Origin of the sequence: Pygmaiobacter massiliensis, assembly GCF_900199435.1 — a bacterium.
GTDB classification, from domain to species: domain Bacteria; phylum Bacillota; class Clostridia; order Oscillospirales; family Ruminococcaceae; genus Pygmaiobacter; species Pygmaiobacter massiliensis.
The window spans coordinates 212,213-230,567 of record NZ_OAML01000003.1; the positions used below are offsets into that span (position 1 = coordinate 212,213).

At 50.4% G+C, this 18,355-nt stretch carries 17 protein-coding genes; 6 read left to right on the plus strand and 11 right to left on the minus strand.

Annotation, left to right across the window (positions count from 1 at the left end):
* Positions 1-8 precede the first annotated feature (8 nt).
* The 4 genes from C1A11_RS05515 to C1A11_RS05530 all read right to left on the minus strand — a co-directional run bounded on the left by C1A11_RS05515 (position 9) and on the right by C1A11_RS05530 (position 3,825).
* The gene (locus tag C1A11_RS05515; RefSeq protein WP_102049508.1) at positions 9-1,220 is read right to left on the minus strand and encodes a phosphoglycerate kinase; all 1,212 of its coding nucleotides are present in this window, start codon (positions 1,218-1,220) and stop codon (positions 9-11) included.
* Between the two features lie 172 nt (positions 1,221-1,392).
* Positions 1,393-2,313: a SufB/SufD family protein gene (locus C1A11_RS05520; RefSeq protein ID WP_102049509.1), complete on the minus strand. Its 921-nt coding sequence runs from the start codon at positions 2,311-2,313 to the stop codon at positions 1,393-1,395.
* Between the two features lie 98 nt (positions 2,314-2,411).
* The gene (locus C1A11_RS05525; protein ID WP_102049510.1) at positions 2,412-3,155 is read right to left on the minus strand and encodes an ABC transporter ATP-binding protein; all 744 of its coding nucleotides are present in this window, start codon (positions 3,153-3,155) and stop codon (positions 2,412-2,414) included.
* Positions 3,156-3,339: 184 nt separating this feature from the next.
* Positions 3,340-3,825, minus strand: coding sequence for a DUF441 domain-containing protein (locus C1A11_RS05530; protein ID WP_180950261.1), 486 nt, complete (start codon positions 3,823-3,825; stop codon positions 3,340-3,342).
* A gap of 281 nt (positions 3,826-4,106) precedes the next feature.
* On the opposite strand from C1A11_RS05530, the gene C1A11_RS05535 reads away from it, so the two are divergent.
* Positions 4,107-5,477, plus strand: a complete 1,371-nt coding sequence (locus tag C1A11_RS05535; protein ID WP_341458133.1) for an MATE family efflux transporter — start codon at positions 4,107-4,109, stop codon at positions 5,475-5,477.
* Positions 5,478-5,602: 125 nt separating this feature from the next.
* Positions 5,603-6,805, plus strand: a complete 1,203-nt coding sequence (locus C1A11_RS05540; RefSeq protein ID WP_102049512.1) for an FprA family A-type flavoprotein — start codon at positions 5,603-5,605, stop codon at positions 6,803-6,805.
* 62 nt (positions 6,806-6,867) lie between these two features.
* Here C1A11_RS05540 and C1A11_RS05545 read toward each other — a convergent pair whose 3' ends face one another.
* On the minus strand, positions 6,868-8,070 hold the full coding sequence (locus C1A11_RS05545) for an AI-2E family transporter (protein WP_102049513.1): 1,203 nt from the start codon (positions 8,068-8,070) through the stop codon (positions 6,868-6,870).
* A 224-nt stretch (positions 8,071-8,294) separates the two neighbouring features.
* Here C1A11_RS05545 and C1A11_RS05550 point away from each other — a divergent pair, with 224 nt between their 5' ends.
* Both C1A11_RS05550 and C1A11_RS05555 read left to right on the plus strand, forming a co-directional pair.
* Positions 8,295-9,053 carry a MerR family transcriptional regulator gene (locus C1A11_RS05550; protein ID WP_102049514.1) on the plus strand — a complete coding sequence of 253 codons (759 nt, stop codon included), beginning with the start codon at positions 8,295-8,297 and terminating at the stop codon, positions 9,051-9,053.
* Positions 9,054-9,513: 460 nt separating this feature from the next.
* On the plus strand, positions 9,514-9,783 hold the full coding sequence (locus C1A11_RS05555; protein WP_242965843.1) for a permease of phosphate ABC transporter: 270 nt from the start codon (positions 9,514-9,516) through the stop codon (positions 9,781-9,783).
* A gap of 87 nt (positions 9,784-9,870) precedes the next feature.
* Here the strand turns inward: C1A11_RS05555 and C1A11_RS05560 are convergent, their stop codons facing one another.
* A complete protein-coding gene (locus tag C1A11_RS05560) occupies positions 9,871-10,311 on the minus strand; it encodes a phosphate-starvation-inducible PsiE family protein (protein ID WP_102049515.1) in 441 nt (146 codons plus the stop codon).
* A gap of 44 nt (positions 10,312-10,355) precedes the next feature.
* Positions 10,356-11,213 carry a YitT family protein gene (locus C1A11_RS05565; protein WP_102051000.1) on the minus strand — a complete coding sequence of 286 codons (858 nt, stop codon included), beginning with the start codon at positions 11,211-11,213 and terminating at the stop codon, positions 10,356-10,358.
* Positions 11,214-11,472: 259 nt separating this feature from the next.
* Between C1A11_RS05565 and C1A11_RS05570 the strand changes: the two genes are divergently transcribed.
* Both C1A11_RS05570 and C1A11_RS05575 read left to right on the plus strand, forming a co-directional pair.
* Positions 11,473-13,437: a fructose-1,6-bisphosphatase gene (locus tag C1A11_RS05570; protein WP_102051001.1), complete on the plus strand. Its 1,965-nt coding sequence runs from the start codon at positions 11,473-11,475 to the stop codon at positions 13,435-13,437.
* Between the two features lie 78 nt (positions 13,438-13,515).
* A complete protein-coding gene (locus C1A11_RS05575) occupies positions 13,516-13,950 on the plus strand; it encodes a hypothetical protein (protein WP_102049516.1) in 435 nt (144 codons plus the stop codon).
* 120 nt (positions 13,951-14,070) lie between these two features.
* On the opposite strand, the gene C1A11_RS05580 is transcribed toward C1A11_RS05575, so the two are convergent.
* From C1A11_RS05580 to C1A11_RS05600, 4 genes are all read right to left on the minus strand, one after another.
* A complete protein-coding gene (locus C1A11_RS05580; protein ID WP_102049517.1) occupies positions 14,071-14,529 on the minus strand; it encodes a nucleotidyltransferase domain-containing protein in 459 nt (152 codons plus the stop codon).
* Between the two features lie 209 nt (positions 14,530-14,738).
* Complete coding sequence (locus tag C1A11_RS05590) at positions 14,739-15,641, minus strand: SPFH domain-containing protein (RefSeq protein WP_102049519.1); 903 nt, start codon at positions 15,639-15,641, stop codon at positions 14,739-14,741.
* Positions 15,632-16,081 (minus strand): NfeD family protein, encoded by a 450-nt coding sequence (locus C1A11_RS05595; RefSeq protein WP_102049520.1) that lies wholly within the window; start codon positions 16,079-16,081, stop codon positions 15,632-15,634. The genes C1A11_RS05590 and C1A11_RS05595 overlap by 10 nt, the downstream gene beginning before the upstream one ends.
* A 301-nt stretch (positions 16,082-16,382) precedes the next feature.
* Positions 16,383-18,209, minus strand: coding sequence for a glycoside hydrolase family 13 protein (locus C1A11_RS05600; RefSeq protein ID WP_102049521.1), 1,827 nt, complete (start codon positions 18,207-18,209; stop codon positions 16,383-16,385).
* Between the last annotated feature and the right edge of the window lie 146 nt (positions 18,210-18,355).

Sequence of the window (18,355 nt, forward strand, 5' to 3'; positions counted from 1 at the left end):
CGCTTCGATTAAGAATTCTGGATGCAGTCGATGCCGGGCAGAACCTTGCCCTCGAGATACTCGAGTGAAGCACCGCCGCCGGTGGAGATGTGAGTCATCTTATCGGCATAACCCAGCTGAATAACAGCCGCCGCGGAATCGCCGCCGCCGATAACGGTGGTTGCATCGGTTTCGGCCATGGCAGCAGCAACTGCTTTGGTGCCCTCTGCAAGAACCGGGTTCTCGAATACGCCCATGGGGCCGTTCCATACCACTGTTTTGGCTGCTTTTACTGCATTGGCAAACAGCTCGCGGGTTTTGGGGCCGATGTCGAGGCCCATTTTGTCAGCGGGAATGGCATTCGCATCAACAGTTTCCACAGCGATGGGGGCATCAATGGGATCGGGGAAACTCGCAGCCACAACTGCGTCGGTCGGCAGCAGCAGTTTTACGCCCTTCTCTTCTGCTTTTTTCAGCATGTCACGGCAGTAGTCTACCTTCTCAAGGTCGACCAGCGAGGTGCCTACTTCGTAGCCCTGTGCCACAAGGAAGGTATAAGCCATGCCGCCGCCGATGATAAGGGTGTCCACTTTGCTCAGCAGGTTATCGATAACGGTAAGTTTATCAGCAACTTTTGCGCCGCCGAGAATGGCGACAAACGGACGAACCGGTGCATTGACCGCATTGCCGAGATATTCAATCTCTTTGCCCATCAGGTAGCCCACAGCAGTATCTTTGATAAACTCGGTTACGCCGGCGGTGGAGCAGTGTGCACGGTGTGCAGAGCCGAACGCATCGTTGACATAAACGTCTGCAAGAGAGGCAAGGTCTTTGCTGAAGGCAGGCTCGTTTTTGGTTTCTTCTTTACGGAAGCGAGTATTCTGGAGCAACACCACGTCGCCATCTTTCATTGCAGCAACCGCAGCTTTCGCGTTTTCGCCCACTACGGCATCGTCGTTGGCAAATACCACCGGGCGGCCCAACAGCTCTGCAAGGCGCACAGCGCAGGGGGCAAGGCTGAACTTCTCTTCCGGTCCGTTCTTAGGCTTGCCAAGATGGCTACACAAAATAACGCGGCCCCCGTTTTCAATCAGTTTTTTGATGGTGGGAAGCGCAGCGACGATGCGGTTGTCATTCGTGATGACACCGTCTTTCAGAGGGACGTTGAAATCGACGCGCACAAGAACGCGCTTGCCGCGCACATCAAGATTTTCGACTGTTTTTTTGCCGAGATTGCTCATGGTGGTTACTCCCTTTCTATAAATCTGTAATGATGATTTTTTATTTCATACCCTTACTATTATAATAAGGCCAGGAAACATACGCAAGAGATAACGTTAATTATTTAACAAAAACTGCATTCGCAGTAGCAGAAAACAAAGACGAAAACAGGATACCCGAAAAAGCGAACCGTTATTTCAAAAATCCTTCGATGATTTTCTGCTCTGCTTCTTTTTCAGAAAGGCCCAGCGTCATCAGTTTGGTCAGCTGTTCGCCTGCAATTTTGCCAATGGCAGCTTCGTGAATCAGTGCTGCATCTACCGAGCGGGCGGTCAGCTCTGGGATGGCATGCACAACGCCCTCATCCATAATGATGGCATCGCACTCCGAATGGCCGGTGCAGACGGCATTGCCGATGATGCGGCTGCGGAAGGTCTGCTCTGATTTGCCCTTTGCTACGCTGCGGCTGGTCAGCTGTACGCCGCTGCCATCGCCCGCAAGGGTAACCTCAAATTTGCTTTCGGCGGTATCACTACCGTCGGTCATCAGTTTTTCTTTGACCACCAGCTTGGCATCTTTCAGCAGGGTTGCCTTAGTGTCGCGAACCGTGGTATCCACGCCGCCGAGCTGGGAAGTATCCATTTCCATATAGCTGCCTTCGCCAAGGGTCGCCCAGGTGACAGGGTTGATGGCGCGGTTGCCATTGCCCTCACCGGTGCCAACGTGTTTTTCAAGGTAGACTACACGAGAATTTTTCTCGAGGTAAAAGCGGTGTACGCCGTTGTGCTTCGATTCTTCCTCGCCTTCCACATGCACGCCGCAGCCGGCGACCACTGTAACATCCGCATCTTCACCAATGTAAAAATCATTGTACACCAGGTCGTCCACATTGCTGTGGGTAATGCAGGCGGGGATATAAACGGTTTCACCTTTGGTGCCGGCCTTGACACGAATGTCAATGCCAGGACGGTCGATTTTGCTTATAATTTCGATGTTTGCAGTGCTCTGGCGGCCTGCACAACCCGAGTCTTCGCGGATGTTGTAGGCCGATTTATCGGGGATGCCCTTCCAGTCTGAAATGATGGAGAGCAGCTGTTCCGTAATGCTTTTCATAATGATGACGTTTCCTTTCTTGGGAGCTGTGCCGGACTTTGTTTTATCAAAATGCGCAGGGCAGTTGCCCCCCCGTGGCACAGCGATCCCTCTTTCACTCAGTTTTCGGGCGCTTTATCATGCCCGGTGCAAAACGCACAGCTGCTGCCGGTGGCCAGCAGGGTGGGGAGCACCTCTTCTTTGGTGCCCTGTGCGGCAATACGTCCCTGTGCCAGCACGATAATCTCATCTGCAATATCAAGAATACGCTCTTGGTGCGAGATGATGACGATGCTGCCATGGGTTTCTCGGCGCAGCTTCTGGAACACCTCGATGAGGTGATTGAAGCTCCACAGGTCGATGCCGGCTTCCGGCTCATCAAAGATGGTGAGCGGCGCTTTGCGCACCATTGCCATCGCGATTTCAATGCGCTTAATTTCGCCGCCCGAAAGGCTGGCGTTTACGTCGCGGTCAATATAGTCGCGTGCGCAAAGCCCCACCTCGGTAAGATGCTCGCAAAGCTCTCCGCGCTCGAGTGGGTGGCCCGCTGCAAGGCTGACGAGATCGCTGACGGTAAGGCCTTTAAAGCGCACCGGCTGCTGGAAAGCGAAAGCCACGCCCATGCGCGCACGCTCAGTAATCGAAAGATTGGTAATATCGGTGCCGTTAAAAAGAATGCTGCCGCCCGTGGGCTGCTCGATGCCTGCGATGATTTTCGCAAGGGTAGATTTGCCACCGCCGTTGGGGCCGGTGATAACGATGAACTTGCCGTCCTCTGCGGTCAGGCTGACACCGTTTAAAATGTCTTTGGTATCCTGCACACCGTTTTCAGCAGAAAAGGTGATATTTTTGAGTTCCAGCATGAAACTGCCTCCATTTACTATTCAATACGTCCTCATTATACCCCGCGCAAAAACCAATGTCTACTAATTTCATATACATAGAAAGAGTTCTGCACAAAAATGAGACAAAAATCCCGTTTGCAATAAAGTATGGGCAAAAAAACAGCGCAGACGCTACCGCGCTGCGCTGAAAAATAAAAGTTTGCTATTTCATAAAAAAGCCTATGACCCAGTGGTACACCGAGATGACGACGAAGGCCATGCCCGAGCCAATCAGCGGACCCATAGGGCTGCCTTTAAGCAGTGCCACGCCGAGAAAAGTGCCCACCATAACACCGACAATAACGAGCATATCGGTTTGGCCCATGGCAATGCCTTTTGCACCGAGCAGCGCTACAAGAATGCCGCAGCCGATGGCGATGAAGCCTTCCGGCGTAAGAAATACTGCTTTTAATTGCTCCAGCGAGTATTTGCCCGAAGCGATTGGCGCGAGAAAGCCGACCGTAAGTAAAATAATTCCCCAGTTGACCCCTTTGGCCGAAAGCAGCTCCAGCACTGGCCAGGTGCGAAAGATGCGCAGCAAAAGCACAATTAAAATAGAAATCCACATGGTTTTGTTGCGGGTGATAACAGAAAGCAAAAAACCGCTGCAAAGCAGAGTTTCAATCCAATAGGTTTTAAAAAATTGCATATAATTCTCCCTTGGTTTTGCCGTCATAATAATTTCACTTTCAGCGAGCAAATGCTTGCCCAGACCCTATACCAACAACTTGCAAAACGATTTCTATTTTCAGTTTATCATAAACTAAGGTAATTAGGCTACCCTTGGGGTTACAGTTTTTTGCAGAGGTACCTCCTAGTAAAAAACTGTTATGCATTATGTGATAAAGTGGTAAAATAAGGAGATGAAAGAAATAAAATAGGCGCTGCGAAAAAATTGGAAGGTAAAGTGCCGAAAGTGGGGAGATTTTTTTGGAAGAACAGCAGAACGAAAAGTTTCAGCATATGACGCAAACGCCGGTGCCGCGACTGGTATGTGAGCTTTCGGGCCCGACGATTATCAGCATGCTGATTACCTCTTTTTACAATATGGCAGATACTTTTTTTGTGGGCAAAATAAACACCAGCGCCACTGCCGCCGTAGGTGTCGTGTTCTCGCTGATGGCGATTATCCAGGCACTCGGTTTTACCTTTGGGCATGGCAGCGGCAATTATATTTCGCGCAAGCTGGGCAGCCAGGAATTTGAAGATGCTGAAAAAATGGCAGCAACCGGGTTCTTTTCGGCATTAATTGCGGGCGGCGTTTTGGCCGTGGTCGGTCTGCTGTTTTTAGAGCCGCTGACCCGGCTGCTTGGAGCAACCGAAACCATTTTGCCATATGCCAAGCAGTACGCAGGCTTTATTTTGCTTGGTGCGCCGTATATGACAGCATCGCTGGTGCTTAACAATCAGCTTCGTTTTCAGGGTAGTGCCTTCTACGCTATGATAGGCATTGCCTCGGGCGCAGTGCTGAATATTGCGCTGGATCCGCTGTTTATTTTTGTGCTGGATATGGGCATTGGCGGTGCCGCACTTGCAACAATTCTCAGCCAGTTCGTAAGTTTTTGCCTGCTATGGGTGGGCTGCAAGCGGGGCGGTAACCTGCGCATCAAACTGGGCAACTTTACCCCCACTGCTGCGTATTTTACACAAATACTAAAAGGTGGGTTCCCGTCCTTTTGCCGCCAAAGCATCGCAAGTGTTGCCACCATCTGCCTTAACTTTATCGCCGGCGGGTATGGTGATGCTGCCATCGCCGCCTTTTCCATCGTCAATCGGGTGGCGCAGTTTGCCTCTTCGGCACTTATTGGGTTTGGCCAGGGCTTTCAGCCTGTATGCGGCTTCAATTATGGGGCAAAACTTTACTCTAGGGTACGCGAAGCTTTCTGGTTTTGCGTAAAAGTGGCACTGGTATTTTTGATTGCGGTTTCGGTGCTGGGCTATGCCTTTGCGCCGCAGGTGGTAGCCGTGTTCCGTAAAGGGGATGCCGCCGTACTTGAGATTGGCACGGTGGTGCTGCGCTATCAATGCCTTGGTCTGCCACTTTGGAGCTGGGTTGTACTTTGCAACATGATGCTGCAAACCATCGGCAAATCGTTCTCTGCTTCTATTGTGGCATTGGCGCGGCAAGGGCTTTGCTTTTTACCAGCACTGTTTTTGCTCTCGGCTGCGTTTGGTCTACCGGGGCTGCAAATCAGCCAGCTTTGCGCAGATGTTGGCTCGTTTATCATCGCTGTTCCGCTCGGCATCAGCACGCTGCGGCAGATGAAATTACTAGAACAAATGGATGCTGCGCAAACATAACATAAATTTTATAAAATCCGGAGCGGAAAACATTGACAAAATAATGACGAGGCATATAATATTAATTACACTTGATAAGTATAGTTTTAAAGATTGGGATGCAGTAATAAAAAAGGAGGCCTTTTATGAAAACGCTGGAACTCACCCCGGACCTTTACTATTGTGGTGTAGCAGACCCCGGCCTGCGCACCTTCGATATTGTAATGCACACCGAGTTCGGTACCACCTACAACTCTTACCTGCTGCGTGCAGGGGATAAAACAGTGCTGTTTGAAACCGCCAAAGAATGTTTTTGTGGGGAGTATTTAAGCGAGCTGCGCACCCTTACTGACCCTGCTAAAATCGACGCCATCGTCGTAAGCCATACCGAGCCGGATCATGTCGGCAGCCTAGCCAGTTTGCTGGATGTCAACCCGAATATTGAGGTTATTGGAACAGTGGGTGCTATCGGCTTTTTAAAGCTGATTCTGAACCGCGATTTCCGGAGCCATGCGGTAAAAGACGGCGAAGTGATTGAAATTGGCAACAAAACGCTGCAATTTTATGTGCTGCCTAATCTGCACTGGCCGGATACAATGTATACCTATATTGAAGAGCTGGAAGCGTTGGTTACCTGCGACAGCTTTGGTGCCCACTATTGCTGCGAAGGCATTCTGCGCAGTACCGTTCCAGACGAGGCCGATTACCAGAAAGCACTTAAATATTATTTTGATAATATTCTTGGACCGTTCAAGCGCCCGTTTTTGCAGACAGCGCTGGACCGCATCTCTCCGCTGTCGCTGCGCTGGATCCTCACTGGCCACGGCCCGGTACACGACACCGGGATTTCTGAGCTGGTGGAACAGTACCGCGCCTGGGTAACGCCGGAATCCCGCAATAAAAAGCAGGTAGTGGTGGCCTACGCCAGTGCTTATGGCTATACCAAAGAGCTTGCGACCCGCATCTGTGAAGGGCTACGCAGCTTCCCTGAAGTGGAAGTAGAACTTTATGATATGGAAAAAAGCGATGCAGAAACCGTGGCACAGCGGATTGTGGAAGCAGACGGCTTTTTGCTCGGCTCGCCGACGCTGTTGGGCGACCCCGTGGAGCCGGTGTTCGGGCTGACCCTGCACCTGCATCCCCCGATGATGAAGGGCAAATACGCCGCCGCATTTGGCAGCTACGGCTGGAGCGGCGAGGCAGTGCCGACCTTAACTGATCGGCTTTGCCACTTAAAATGCAAGGTAACTGAAGGCTTCAGGGTTCGGTTCCGCCCCAGTGAAGAAGAGTCTGCGGCGGCACAGCAGTTTGGTACTAACTTTGCAAAACAAATCATCGAACAGGCATAAAATAAAAAAAGCGCACAGCAGAGGTTTTCTGCTGTGCGTTTGTTTTTTATAAAATTAAAATGTTATTTCTTTTTTGCAGCTGGTTTGCCGGCCGGAGCCTGTGCTTTCGGCAGATATTTCTCTTTCGGTATTGCTCGCTCTGCCAGTTTGCGGTCAGTGTTCTCCCGCAGCAGGGCATAAATTACCGAAGCAATCGGCACCATTAACAGCATACCGAGGATGCCTAAAGTGCTGCCGCCTACGGTAACAGCCACCATAACCCACATCGCGGGCAGACCAATCGAACTGCCTACCACTTTCGGATAAATCAGGTTGCCTTCAATCTGCTGTAAGACCAAAAACAGAACCACAAACCAAACGGCTTGCATCGGGTTTTGCACCATCATGAGAAAACCACCAACAAAGCAGCCGATAAAAGCACCGAAAATTGGAATCAACGCGGTCACCGAGATAAGCACCGCCACGAGCATCGCGTAGGGGAAGCGCAGAATCGTCATGCTGACAAAGAACATAGCGCCCAGAATAACCGCCTCTAGGCACTGGCCGGTGAGGAAGTTTGAAAACACTTTATTGGAAAGCGCTAAGATATAAAGCGCACGGTCGGTGTGGCGAACGCCCATCCATGCATAGAAAAGCTTCTTGCCCTGTACTGCAAGTTTTTCTTTTTGCAGCAAAATATAAACCGCAAAAATGAACCCGATAAAGAAATTGAAAACACCGCCTACCACAGAGCTGGCAATATTAACAGTGGAACCGAGCAGGTTGCCGGCGGCACCGCTGGTAATGAAGGTCTTTATACTGGTCAGCATCTTTTCCCAGCTGCCACTGGCAAAATCTGAAAGATATTCACCCAGCGTGGGGAAGCTAACAATCAGCTGATCCGCCCAAACTTGCAGTCTGGCTAAAAAAGAGGGGAAGCCTTCGCCGATAAGACGGAAGGTAGAAGCCACCTCAGGCACCACAATAAAAATCACGAGTACAAAGATCAGCAAGACAAACAGAATTGCAAGCACTAAGCTCAGGATGCGAGGAATGGCGGGGCGCTGCTTCCACCTTGTGCCGCGAAACAGCCAGCCCTCAATTGCCCGTGTTGGCACATTAAGCACAAACGCAATGGCAAGGCCGATAAGAAATGGCGAAAGCAGACGGACCAGCGAATGCAGTAGCCCGAAAAAGACCTGGTTATTTACAAGGCACCAGGCAAACAAAATTGCCCCACACAGAATGCCCAAGATTGTTTTTACTGTTTTTTTATCAAATTGCACGAATGCCGCTCCCTTTTGCCGTATTACGACGGCTTTGTTTTTATTATAGTAATAAGTAACATTTACTATACCTTATCCTGAAGGGCGCGTCAATGAACGAACCGGAAGGGTATTGTAAAATTTTTATAAAAAACACTTGACCTTGACGTTGCGTCAAGGCTTATACTAAAGCCATCGGTAAAAACGCCGCCCCAATGCGGCAAGGTAAGAAAGGACCACAGCAGATGGAATACACTGTACAGCAGCTCGCAGAGCTGGCGGGGGTCAGCGCGCGGACCCTTCGCTATTATGACAATATCGGGCTGCTCTGCCCGGCGCGTGGGCAGGCAAGCGGCTACCGCAAGTACGGCACCGCCGAGGTGGACCAACTACAGCAAATTCTTTTTTACCGGGCACTGGGTTTTGAGCTGGCAGAGATTAGCCGGCTGTTGACTGCCCCCGATTATGATAGGCTTTGCGCGCTGCGAGCGCACAAAACCGCACTTACTGAGCGGCTGCGCCAAACCCAAGCGCTGCTGTGCAACCTAAACAACACCATACAAACATTGGAGGGAGATAAAACCATGTCTGATAAAGAAAAATTTGAAGGCTTTAAAGCCAATCTGGTGCAGAAAAATGAGCAAGCCTATGGCGACGAGCTGCGCCAGAAATATGGGGAAGAAACCATTAAGGAAAGCAACAAAAAAATGATGAACTTAACCCAGCAAGAGTACGATCGATTCGAGCAGGTAGGCAATGAGATTCTTGAAAAGCTGGCGGATGCCGTAAAAGCGAAAAAAGACCCCGCCGGAGAAGAGGGACGCGAAATTGCCCAGCTGCACAAAGAGTGGCTTAGCTTCACCTGGCCGAAATATACCAAAGAGGCACACAGAGGGCTGGTGCAAATGTATTTGCTGGATGAGCGCTTTACCGCATTTTACGAAAAAGCAGCCCCCGGCGCTGCACAGTTTTTGCATGATGCTGTCTGTGCGTTTCTTGCCTAGCAACGTTTCTTAACATCCGCTAAGCAAGAAAACCATAGTGCGGGCCAAGAGTGCGGTGTGGTGAAGAGCTGTCAGAAGCGCTATTGTGCGCAAAATATCAGCAAAACCTTGGTGAAATCAAAAAATTGATGAAAACTTTTGGGTTTTCTCTTTATGCCAAGACGCAGAGCTGAAAATGCTGGCAGAGTGAAACTGCACAAAACAAACAGTAGAATTTTGGCGAACACGGAGGAAGCTTTTCTGCTACAATAAAGCTAACAAAGCGTCGCAAATTCTACCGGCAGTCAAAAGCCAAGCGTCAGCATCTAGAAGCTGGCGCTGTGTTACAATGCTTTCGGTGCATGGGGAAAAGAGCAAGCAGCCCGGCAAGTAGCTGAAAATCTGTTAGCACTTCCGCAGACGAAATTGTGCGACGCTATACTGAAAAAGCGGCCTTGTGCCGTACAAAGGAGGAAATGCTATGGCTTGCCGTATCCACTCTCTTTTTGAACTCGCAGATGATTATTTGGCCCGTGCGGACTGGCGTGATATTGCATTGCTCAAATTCTGCCTGGCGGCCCTCGGTGTGCTGATTGGCATTTCGCTGCCGAAAGAAAAGCACAAAGGCGCTGCCCTTTGTGCTGGGGCTGTATTTATTGCGACCTATATCCCACTGATGAAAAAAGTTGTGGGCATTATTGGCGAGCGCCGTGCAGAGGCGCAGCTGCTGGAAAGAGAAATGGCAGAATAAGCAAGGGCATTGCCCTGCTATCTGCTCACATTAAAAAAGAGTACCGCTTTATGACGGTACTCTTTTTTTGTAAACCAAACTGTAATTCTAAAGTTCTGCCGGGGGCGGGGGCATGGCGGCAGGACCGGTGGCTGCCGCTTGCTGTACCGCGCGCTGGCGGTTGATGAAAAAATAGCCGAGCATTAAAATAAAAACGGCACCGGAACCAGCCAGCACTTCTAACATGCTGCCAGGATCCAGCACAATATGCCGGGCAATCGCGAAGGATAAAATTTCGATGATGGTCTGCGGGGTGTGCTGCAAAAAAGTGCGTACAAACTCCGCCCCCATCGCCACCAAAAGGGCATCTGCCAGCAGTGAGCGCAGCCCCTCGTCTGACCAGAGCAGCGCGGGGTGGGTGATGTATTTGTAAAGCAGATTGGCACCGTAGATGAGCAGGGTGATGAGCACACACCAGGCAAGCAGATTTTCAAGCAGTACCGTGATGCGCGCGAGTGCGCGAGCCGAGTTGAATTTAAAATTGTGCATTCGCAATATCTCCTGATGTTTTCAAAAAAGACCGGGGTAGTGGTCTACTTCATAAAGCCATTGCCGATGATTTCGCTGGTGTTTGTAACAGTAATAAAAGCATTCGGTTCTACAGTACGGATAAATTTGCGCAGCTCAATTGCCTGTTGGCGGCGCAGCGCGGTAAAAATAATATATTTTTCTTCGTGGGTGTACGCACCCTCTGCCTTGCAGACCGAAGCACCGCGGTGCAGATGGTTGAAAATATAATCGCAGATGGGTGCCGGATTGTTGCAGACAATCGAAAAATACTTGCACAGATTGATACTTTCGATTGCGTTGTCGATAACAAGTCCTTTGACGCACAGGCCAAGCAGTGCAAACAGACCGGTTTTGATATCGAACAGGAAAAATGCCGAAACTGCAATGGCACAGTCGGTCAAAAGCAGCGCGGTGCCAATATTGCTGATTTTGGTGTACTTTTTAAGAATCATCGCGATGACGTCGGTGCCGCCGCTGGAAGCCTCCTGCGTGAAAAGAATGGCCGAGCCGATGCTGGGCAGCGCAATGGCAAAGCAAAGTTCCAACATGGGTTGGTCAGTCAGTGGGGCATTCAGCGGAATCAGCTCCTGCAAAACCGAGATGGAAACCGAAAGCAAAATGCTGGCGTAGGCTGTTTTTACACCGAATCCCTTGCCCAGGACAAAAAAGCCAACCACAAGCAGGATCATGCTAATGACAAAGTTAAGCGTAGCTGCCGAAACAGGCATCACTGTTGCCAGCACAATTGCCAGGCTGGAAACGCCACCGAACGAAAAGTGGTTGGGAAATTTGAAAAAATAGATACCCACCGCAGTGAGCAAAGTGCTGAAAGTAATTAAAAGAAAGGAAATGGCGGAATCTTTGTTATAAACTTTTTTCATGCCGAGCGGCCTCCCGTTCTGCCGCAGCTGCGGCAATAAAAGCTGAATCAAGCGTAAAAACGCATCCTTAAATAACCATTATTTTACTATTTTACTCTATATTTACAATGTTGCAATAAGGTATTTGGATAAAACAGAAAACTACACGAAGTGGCGTTCTTTTTGTCCATAACTATGATATAATAAGACAAAGCAAAAAACAACCGATAGAGAAAACAAAAAGAGAAAAGGCGGTGGGCTTGTGCCAACTGAAACTGAAATGGTGCAAAGTAATCTGAAGTTTCTCACGCTGCTTGCGCGGGAATATCCGACAGTGGCAAAAGCATCCAGTGAGATTATCAACCTGGAGGCAATTTTAAAGCTGCCAAAACCAACAGAACATTTTATGAGTGACCTGCACGGAGAATACGAGGCATTCACTCATATTCTTAATAACGCGTCGGGGGTTATCCGCAACAAGGTAGACCGAGTGTTGGGCGACAGCGTGTCTGAAGCACAGCGCGCAGAGTTTGCAACGCTGATTTATTATCCCGAAAAAAAGTTGCCCCAGATGAAACAGCGGCAAAGTGACCTTTCGGCATTTTACCTGCAAACGCTTTATCGGCTCATTGACGTCTGCCGCGTGGTTTCGTCCAAGCATACCCGCAGCTTTGTGCGTAAACGCTTGCCGGAAGGTTTTGAGTATATTATCGACGAGTTGCTCCACGCCCATTTTGAGGACCATGACAAAGAGTTTTACTATGGGCGTATCCTTTCCTCAATTATCGATATCGGCCGTGCGGATGCGTTTATCATTGCGCTGTGTGGTCTGATCAAACGGCTTGCAGTCTTTAAACTACATATCGTCGGCGATTTATTCGATCGCGGCCCCCGCCCCGATATTATCATCGACAAATTGATGGTGCACCATTCGGTTGATATCCAGTGGGGCAACCACGATGTGGCGTGGATGGGTGCAGCAGCCGGCAGCCCCGTCTGCATTGCAACGGTAATCAATACGACCCTCGCCTACAACAACCTCGAGGCGCTGGAAGACAGCTATGGCATTAACCTGCGCCCGCTGGCCATCTTTGCAGAGAAGATTTACGGAAACTCCGACGTTTCGCGCTTTTTGCCCAAACTTGGACGTCCGGCTCTGCCTTATGAGCGCGAGGGTCTGCTGCGCACAGCCCGAATGCACAAAGCCATTGCTGTAATTCTTGCAAAGCTTGAGTATCAGGTCATTTTACGCAATCCGGAGTTTCATATGGGTGACCGGGCTCTGATTAAATTTATTGATTTCTCCACCGGTACCATCGAGCTCGAGGGCAAAACTTATCCGCTTGCCGATGCGTACTTACCCACCGTAGATCCGCGCGCACGTGCTGTGCTTACAGCAGAAGAGCGGCAGGTGATGGAAAAACTTTGCCAAAGCTTCTCCGAAAGCGAGCGACTGGGCAGACATATCCGCTTTTTGTATGCCAAAGGCAGCATCTACCGCATCGAAAACGGCAACTTGATGTTCCATGGCGCAGTGCCGATGACCGAACAGGGTACCTTTGCAGTTATGGAATTTGAGGGCCGAAATTACAGCGGGCGTGCGCTGATGGATTACTGCGAAGCACGCGCCCGACGCGGTTACTTTGCCCCCGAAGGCAGCCCCGAACGCCAAAGCGGCGGCGATTTTCTCTGGTACTTATGGTGCGGGCGGTCTTCCCCCTTGTTTGGGCGTGACCGCATGACCACCTTTGAGCGGCTGTTTGTAAATAACCCCGCAGTATACGAAGAGAAAAAAGATCCGTACTACCACTTTATGAACGATGAAGCCACCGCCAATGCCATTTTAAAAGAGTTTGAGGTGCGCGACCCGGAAGAGGGCCATATCATCAATGGACATGTGCCGGTGCGGGCGGCCAACGGTGAGCACCCGGTCAAAGCAAACGGCAAGATTATCGTAATTGACGGCGGGTTTTGCCGTGCGTACCACGAAAAAACCGGCATTGCCGGCTATACTCTTGTCTTCAATAGCCATGGGCTTTCGCTGCGTGCACATGAGCCGTTTGAAACCACACAAAAAGCAATTACCGAAAACCGTGACATTGTTTCTACCGTCGATATTTTTGAAACGGTGCAGATGCGTTTGCTGGTAGGCGATACCGATGAGGGCCGCAAGCTGAAAACGCAGATTGCAGATTTGAAATTGCTGCTTGCCGCTTATCGCCAAGGGCTCATCAAGGAAGGCTAAGCCTGCGCATAGCTGCCTGTTTTTGCGAAATACTATCCATAGTGTAAGCCACAGGACTGAAATAAATGAGGTGAAACTATGAATAGTAGCGATACTGTAGAACTGCTGAAACAATGCAATTCTGGTTCTAAAATGGCAGTAAACGCCCTTGATGAGGTGCTGCCGATGGTAGACAGTGCCAAAATGCGTGATTTGCTGCGCGACAACAAAGCGCACCATTCCGAGCTTGGCAATAAGCTGCATGACCTGATTGAAGCGGAAGGCGCACGAGAAGAAGACCCGCCGCTGATGGCCAAGGTGATGAGTGATGTCAGCATCGGTGCCAAACTGATTATGCACCCCAACGACAAAGAGATTGCCAGCATTCTTACCGATGGCTGCAATATGGGTATTAAATCGGTAAATGAGTACCTCAACAAATATGAGGGTGCTTCCAGTCAGGCCAAGAACATCTCCGGAGAGTTAATCGATCTGGAGCAGCAGCTGATGGGCGATTTGACTCAATATTTGTAACAGGAAGCTGTTCTGCGCCGCCGCTACGCGAAAGTGATAGCGGCGGCCTTTCTTTTTTGTTTATGCATTTATCTGGTGATTTCGTCCCGTAAGGTGGTTGTGTTTTCCTTTTAAGAGCCCTTAGCTTTCTATCATTTTTACTTTTTCGGTGCGGCCCATCAGGGTGTAATAGCGCTTCCAATCTGCAAGGTATTGCAGAGGAACACGCGCCCCATCCACGATTCGATATTCCGCAATTTGCGCTGGGCCAAACGGGCAGTTATGCGCCTGCCCGTCATGCATAATAACAAAACCAGCAATCACATCTACTTCGACACCGCGAATCGTAAATTCATAAAAGCAGCGGGTTTTATATTGTGCGTTCGTGTTTGGTGGTGCCAGCGTGCCGATAGCAAGCAAAGCCTTTTTTAGCTTTTCTGCGTCTTTTTCGCAAACCATAATATCGATATCGTGAAAGGTGATCGTCTTTTGGTGCAGATAGAGCAGCAGCGAACCGCCTACTGCCCACGTGACCCCGGCATCGTTTAAAATCTTCGCAATCTCTGCCAGCACCGAAAGTTTACGTTCCTGCTCGTTCATATCAGCACACCTCATTTCTTAAAAATACCCGGGTTGCGGGCTGAAAAAAGTAAGCACCGGGCGCTGCTTTGCTACAGCTTTTCTGCCAGTATAGCATTTGCCTGCAAACGCTGCAAGCAAGCGGGTGCAAAACAAAAGCAGCGGCAGAAAATTCTGCCGCTGCCAGATAAAACGGGTTGCAGTGCTTGCCCAAGGGGCAAATATCTGCGTTATTGTTCCGGTTTCGGATCGGTTGCGATTTCTTTGATGCTGGTTACCAGGCTGCCAAGGTTTTGCAGCTCGCTGGGGATGATGATTTTGGTTGCTTTGCCGTCTGCGACTTTTGCAAGCGCTTCCAGGCTTTTCAGGGTCAGCACCTTATCGTTCGGGGCTGCTTCGTTCAGCAGCTTAATGGAATCGGCAAGTGCCTGCTGCACGGTCATCATCGCCTGTGCCTCGCCCTGTGCCTCACGGATGCGCTGCTCGCGCACAGCGTCAGCACGCAAGATGGCACTTTCTTTTTCGCCTTCTGCTACCAGCACGGCGCTGCGTTTTTCGCCTTCTGCACGCAGAATGCTTTCACGACGCAGACGCTCCGCTTTCATCTGTTTCTCCATTGCGTCCTGAATTTCCGGCGGCGGAATGATGTTTTTCACCTCAACACGGTTGACTTTGATGCCCCATTTATCGGTAGCTTCGTCCAGTGTGGTGGTGATTTTGGTATTGATAACGTCGCGGCTGGTAAGGGTGTGGTCCAGCTCCATATCGCCAATGATGTTACGCAGGGTGGTTGCAGAAAGGTTTTCAATGGCAGAAAGCGGACGCTCGACGCCGTAAGTATACAGCTTCGAATCGGTAACCTGGAAGAAAACAACGGTGTCAATCTGCATAGTGACGTTGTCGCGGGTAATTACCGGCTGCGGTTTAAAATCGACAACCTGCTCTTTCAGGCTGACTTTTTTGGCAACTCTCTCCAAAAACGGAATTTTGAAGTGAAGGCCGGCGTTCCATGTGTCGTGATAGATGCCAAGGCGCTCTACAACGTATGCTGTTGCCTGAGGTACCACACAAATGTTGGTAACCAAAAGCAAAAGCACCAGCACTACAAAAATCAGAAAAATAATTAATTCCATGCTACTTCCTCCTCTTTAATAGGTACGATGGTGAGGGTGACGCCTTCGAGTGCGACTACACGGCACACAGTACCGGCTGCGACAGGCTCATCGCAGCGTGCAGCCCAGGTTTGGCCCGCCACATTAACGCGGCCATGCTCTGTGGAAGAGATGGCAGAAAGCACGGTGGCCTCCTTGCCAATCACCATATCCGCATTGGTGGGGGTGCGCTTAGGACTGACTTTTTTTGCCAGCACCGGACGGGTAAAGAGAAGCAGCACACTGCTGACCACCACAAATGCCACGATTTGAAGCGTGAGGCTGCTGTTGAAGAAAGAGAGCAGCAAAGCCGCTACGCTGCCGCCGACGAACCAGATGGAAACCAGCTGGGCGGTGGATACCTCAACTACGGCAAACACCACAATCAGTACGACCCACAGAATCGAGAGGTAAAATTGCATTGTGAAACTCCATTCTGCCGCTTCGCGTCGGCGTTAAATAAGGTATAAACCCTTCTTCGCTTTGCCGCGCGAAGCCGAACCCGGCAAAGCAGTTATAAACAGTGCCTCTGTGTAGGGCTGCACCACGCAGCATAAAGCAGGCGGTAATTTTCTGTACAGATACTCTGTTTTGTACTAAGCTTATGATACAATACCCCAGAACAAAACGCAAAGCTCAAAATTTGCTGTTTTCGGGCAAAAATCCTCAAAAAAGGCGAATACGCGAAATCTCCTCACTCTAGGTAAACAGACAACTTTAAATCTAGTCCGGGTTGTCGGTTTGATTTTTTACTTCAAACGCAAAGTTTTGAGGCCCGGCAGAAATTAAAATGCCACCGATCGAACGGGTAACAGGCCGCTGTGAGCGATTGACCAGCACCAGCACCCGGCTGCTGCCACTGCGGCGTTCATAACACAGCACATCACCGGCTGCTTCATGGAACAGCAATGTGCCATCTGCCAGCGCAGGGCAGCTGCGCCGCAGTGCCGAAAGCCGGCGGATGACATTGCGCAGGCTTTCGTCTCGGCTGTCCCAGTTGAAAAAGGCACGATTAAAAGGGTCGCGGTAGCCCTGCATTGCAATTTCGTCACCGTAATAAACGCAGGGCACGCCCGGCAAAGTGAAAATAAGGCAGTAGGCAAGTGCCATCATTTTTTTACCCCAGGCAAGTGCCCCGGCCGAGAGCATGCGCCCGCTCTGCCAATAACGGTCGTGATCGGCGCAGTCTTCGCCCGCAAGGGCCGTTACAGCGCGCACGGTATCATGCGTAGAGATAAAGTTCATGGCAACATCCATGGCGGGCTTGGGGTAGTGCTCTACAATAGAGAGTACCTCCCGCTGTAATACCCCCGCATTGCCGCTGCGCAAAAATCGCAGCACCGCATCTTTAAACGGATAATTCATTACCGTATCGAGGCCGCGGCCGAGCAAATAAGTACGATGAAGGCCATAGCTTTCTTTGTTGGTGGCATCCTCCCATACTTCGCCCAGCAGCAGTTTATCCTCGCCGTGGCGCTTTATGGTGCGCCGAATCTCTTCGATAAAATCATCCGGCAGTTCGTCGGCGACGTCCAGTCGAAAACCGGAGGCGCCATGTTTTAGCCAATAGTCAATCACACCACCCTCGCCACAAATAAACCGGCGATAGCTCAAATCGCGCTCGTTGACTTCAGGCAGAGTTTCAAAGCCCCACCAACAGCGGTAACCGGAAGGATATTTTGGGCTAAAATCATACCAGCTGCGATACCGGCTGAGTGGGTTGTGATAAGCACCGTCAGAGCCGTAGCGGCCCTCACGGTCAAAATATACGCTGTCCGAACCGGTGTGGCTGAAGACACCATCCAGAATAATAGAGATGTTCTTTGCTTTTGCCGCGGCGCAAAGCTGCTCAAATTCTTCTATAGTGCCCAGCAGCGGATCCGGCTTAAGATAATCGGCGGTATTGTAGCGGTGGTTCGAGTGCGCTTCAAAAATAGGATTGAGGTAAATGCAGGTAACCCCAAGCTCTGCAAGATAGGGCAATTTTTGCTGGATGCCGAGAAAATCGCCGCCATAATAATCCATGTTCAGCAAACCGTCTTTTTGCTCGTTGGGCCAAAAGAACGGCTCGCCATTCTTGTCCGGACGGGCAAAGCGGTCGGCAAACGGCATTAGTTTGTTTTTGTGTCCCTCGGCGAAACGGTCCGGGAAAATCTGATACATCACGCCGCCACGCATCGGCGCAGGCGTAGTAAAGGCGGGGTCATATACGGTAAGCTGCCATTTTGCTCCGTCTTCCCAACCGAGAACTCCTTCGTTGTTCTCGTCCCGAAAAATTTTGGTGAAATTCACCCAGAGGTCAAAGTAATAAAAATAGGTTCCCGGTGCCGGGGCGGGGCGGCGCAGCAAAAACAGCGCGTCCGTTTCCGTTTCTCCGTTGCGAGCAAAGGGGAGATGTTGCGGCTGTTCACCGGCCTTTGCAATGCAAAGGCGCGGCTCTGTGCAGCCGATATTTTTGGGAATGCGAAGCTGGAACACCATTTCTTCACCGCTTTTTACGGCGCCGAAAGGCGTTTTAAACTGGGGAAGGTAGCTGTTATAAAAAGACATAGCATCACCTGCAAATCAAAAAAATGGCGGCAAACTGAAGAACGGTGCACGGTAGACTACGAGCAAAAGCCCAAGCGCAGCTTCGCAAAGATAGTTTAAAACTCCCGTAACACACAACGCGCCGGACCGGAGAATTTACTGCCTTT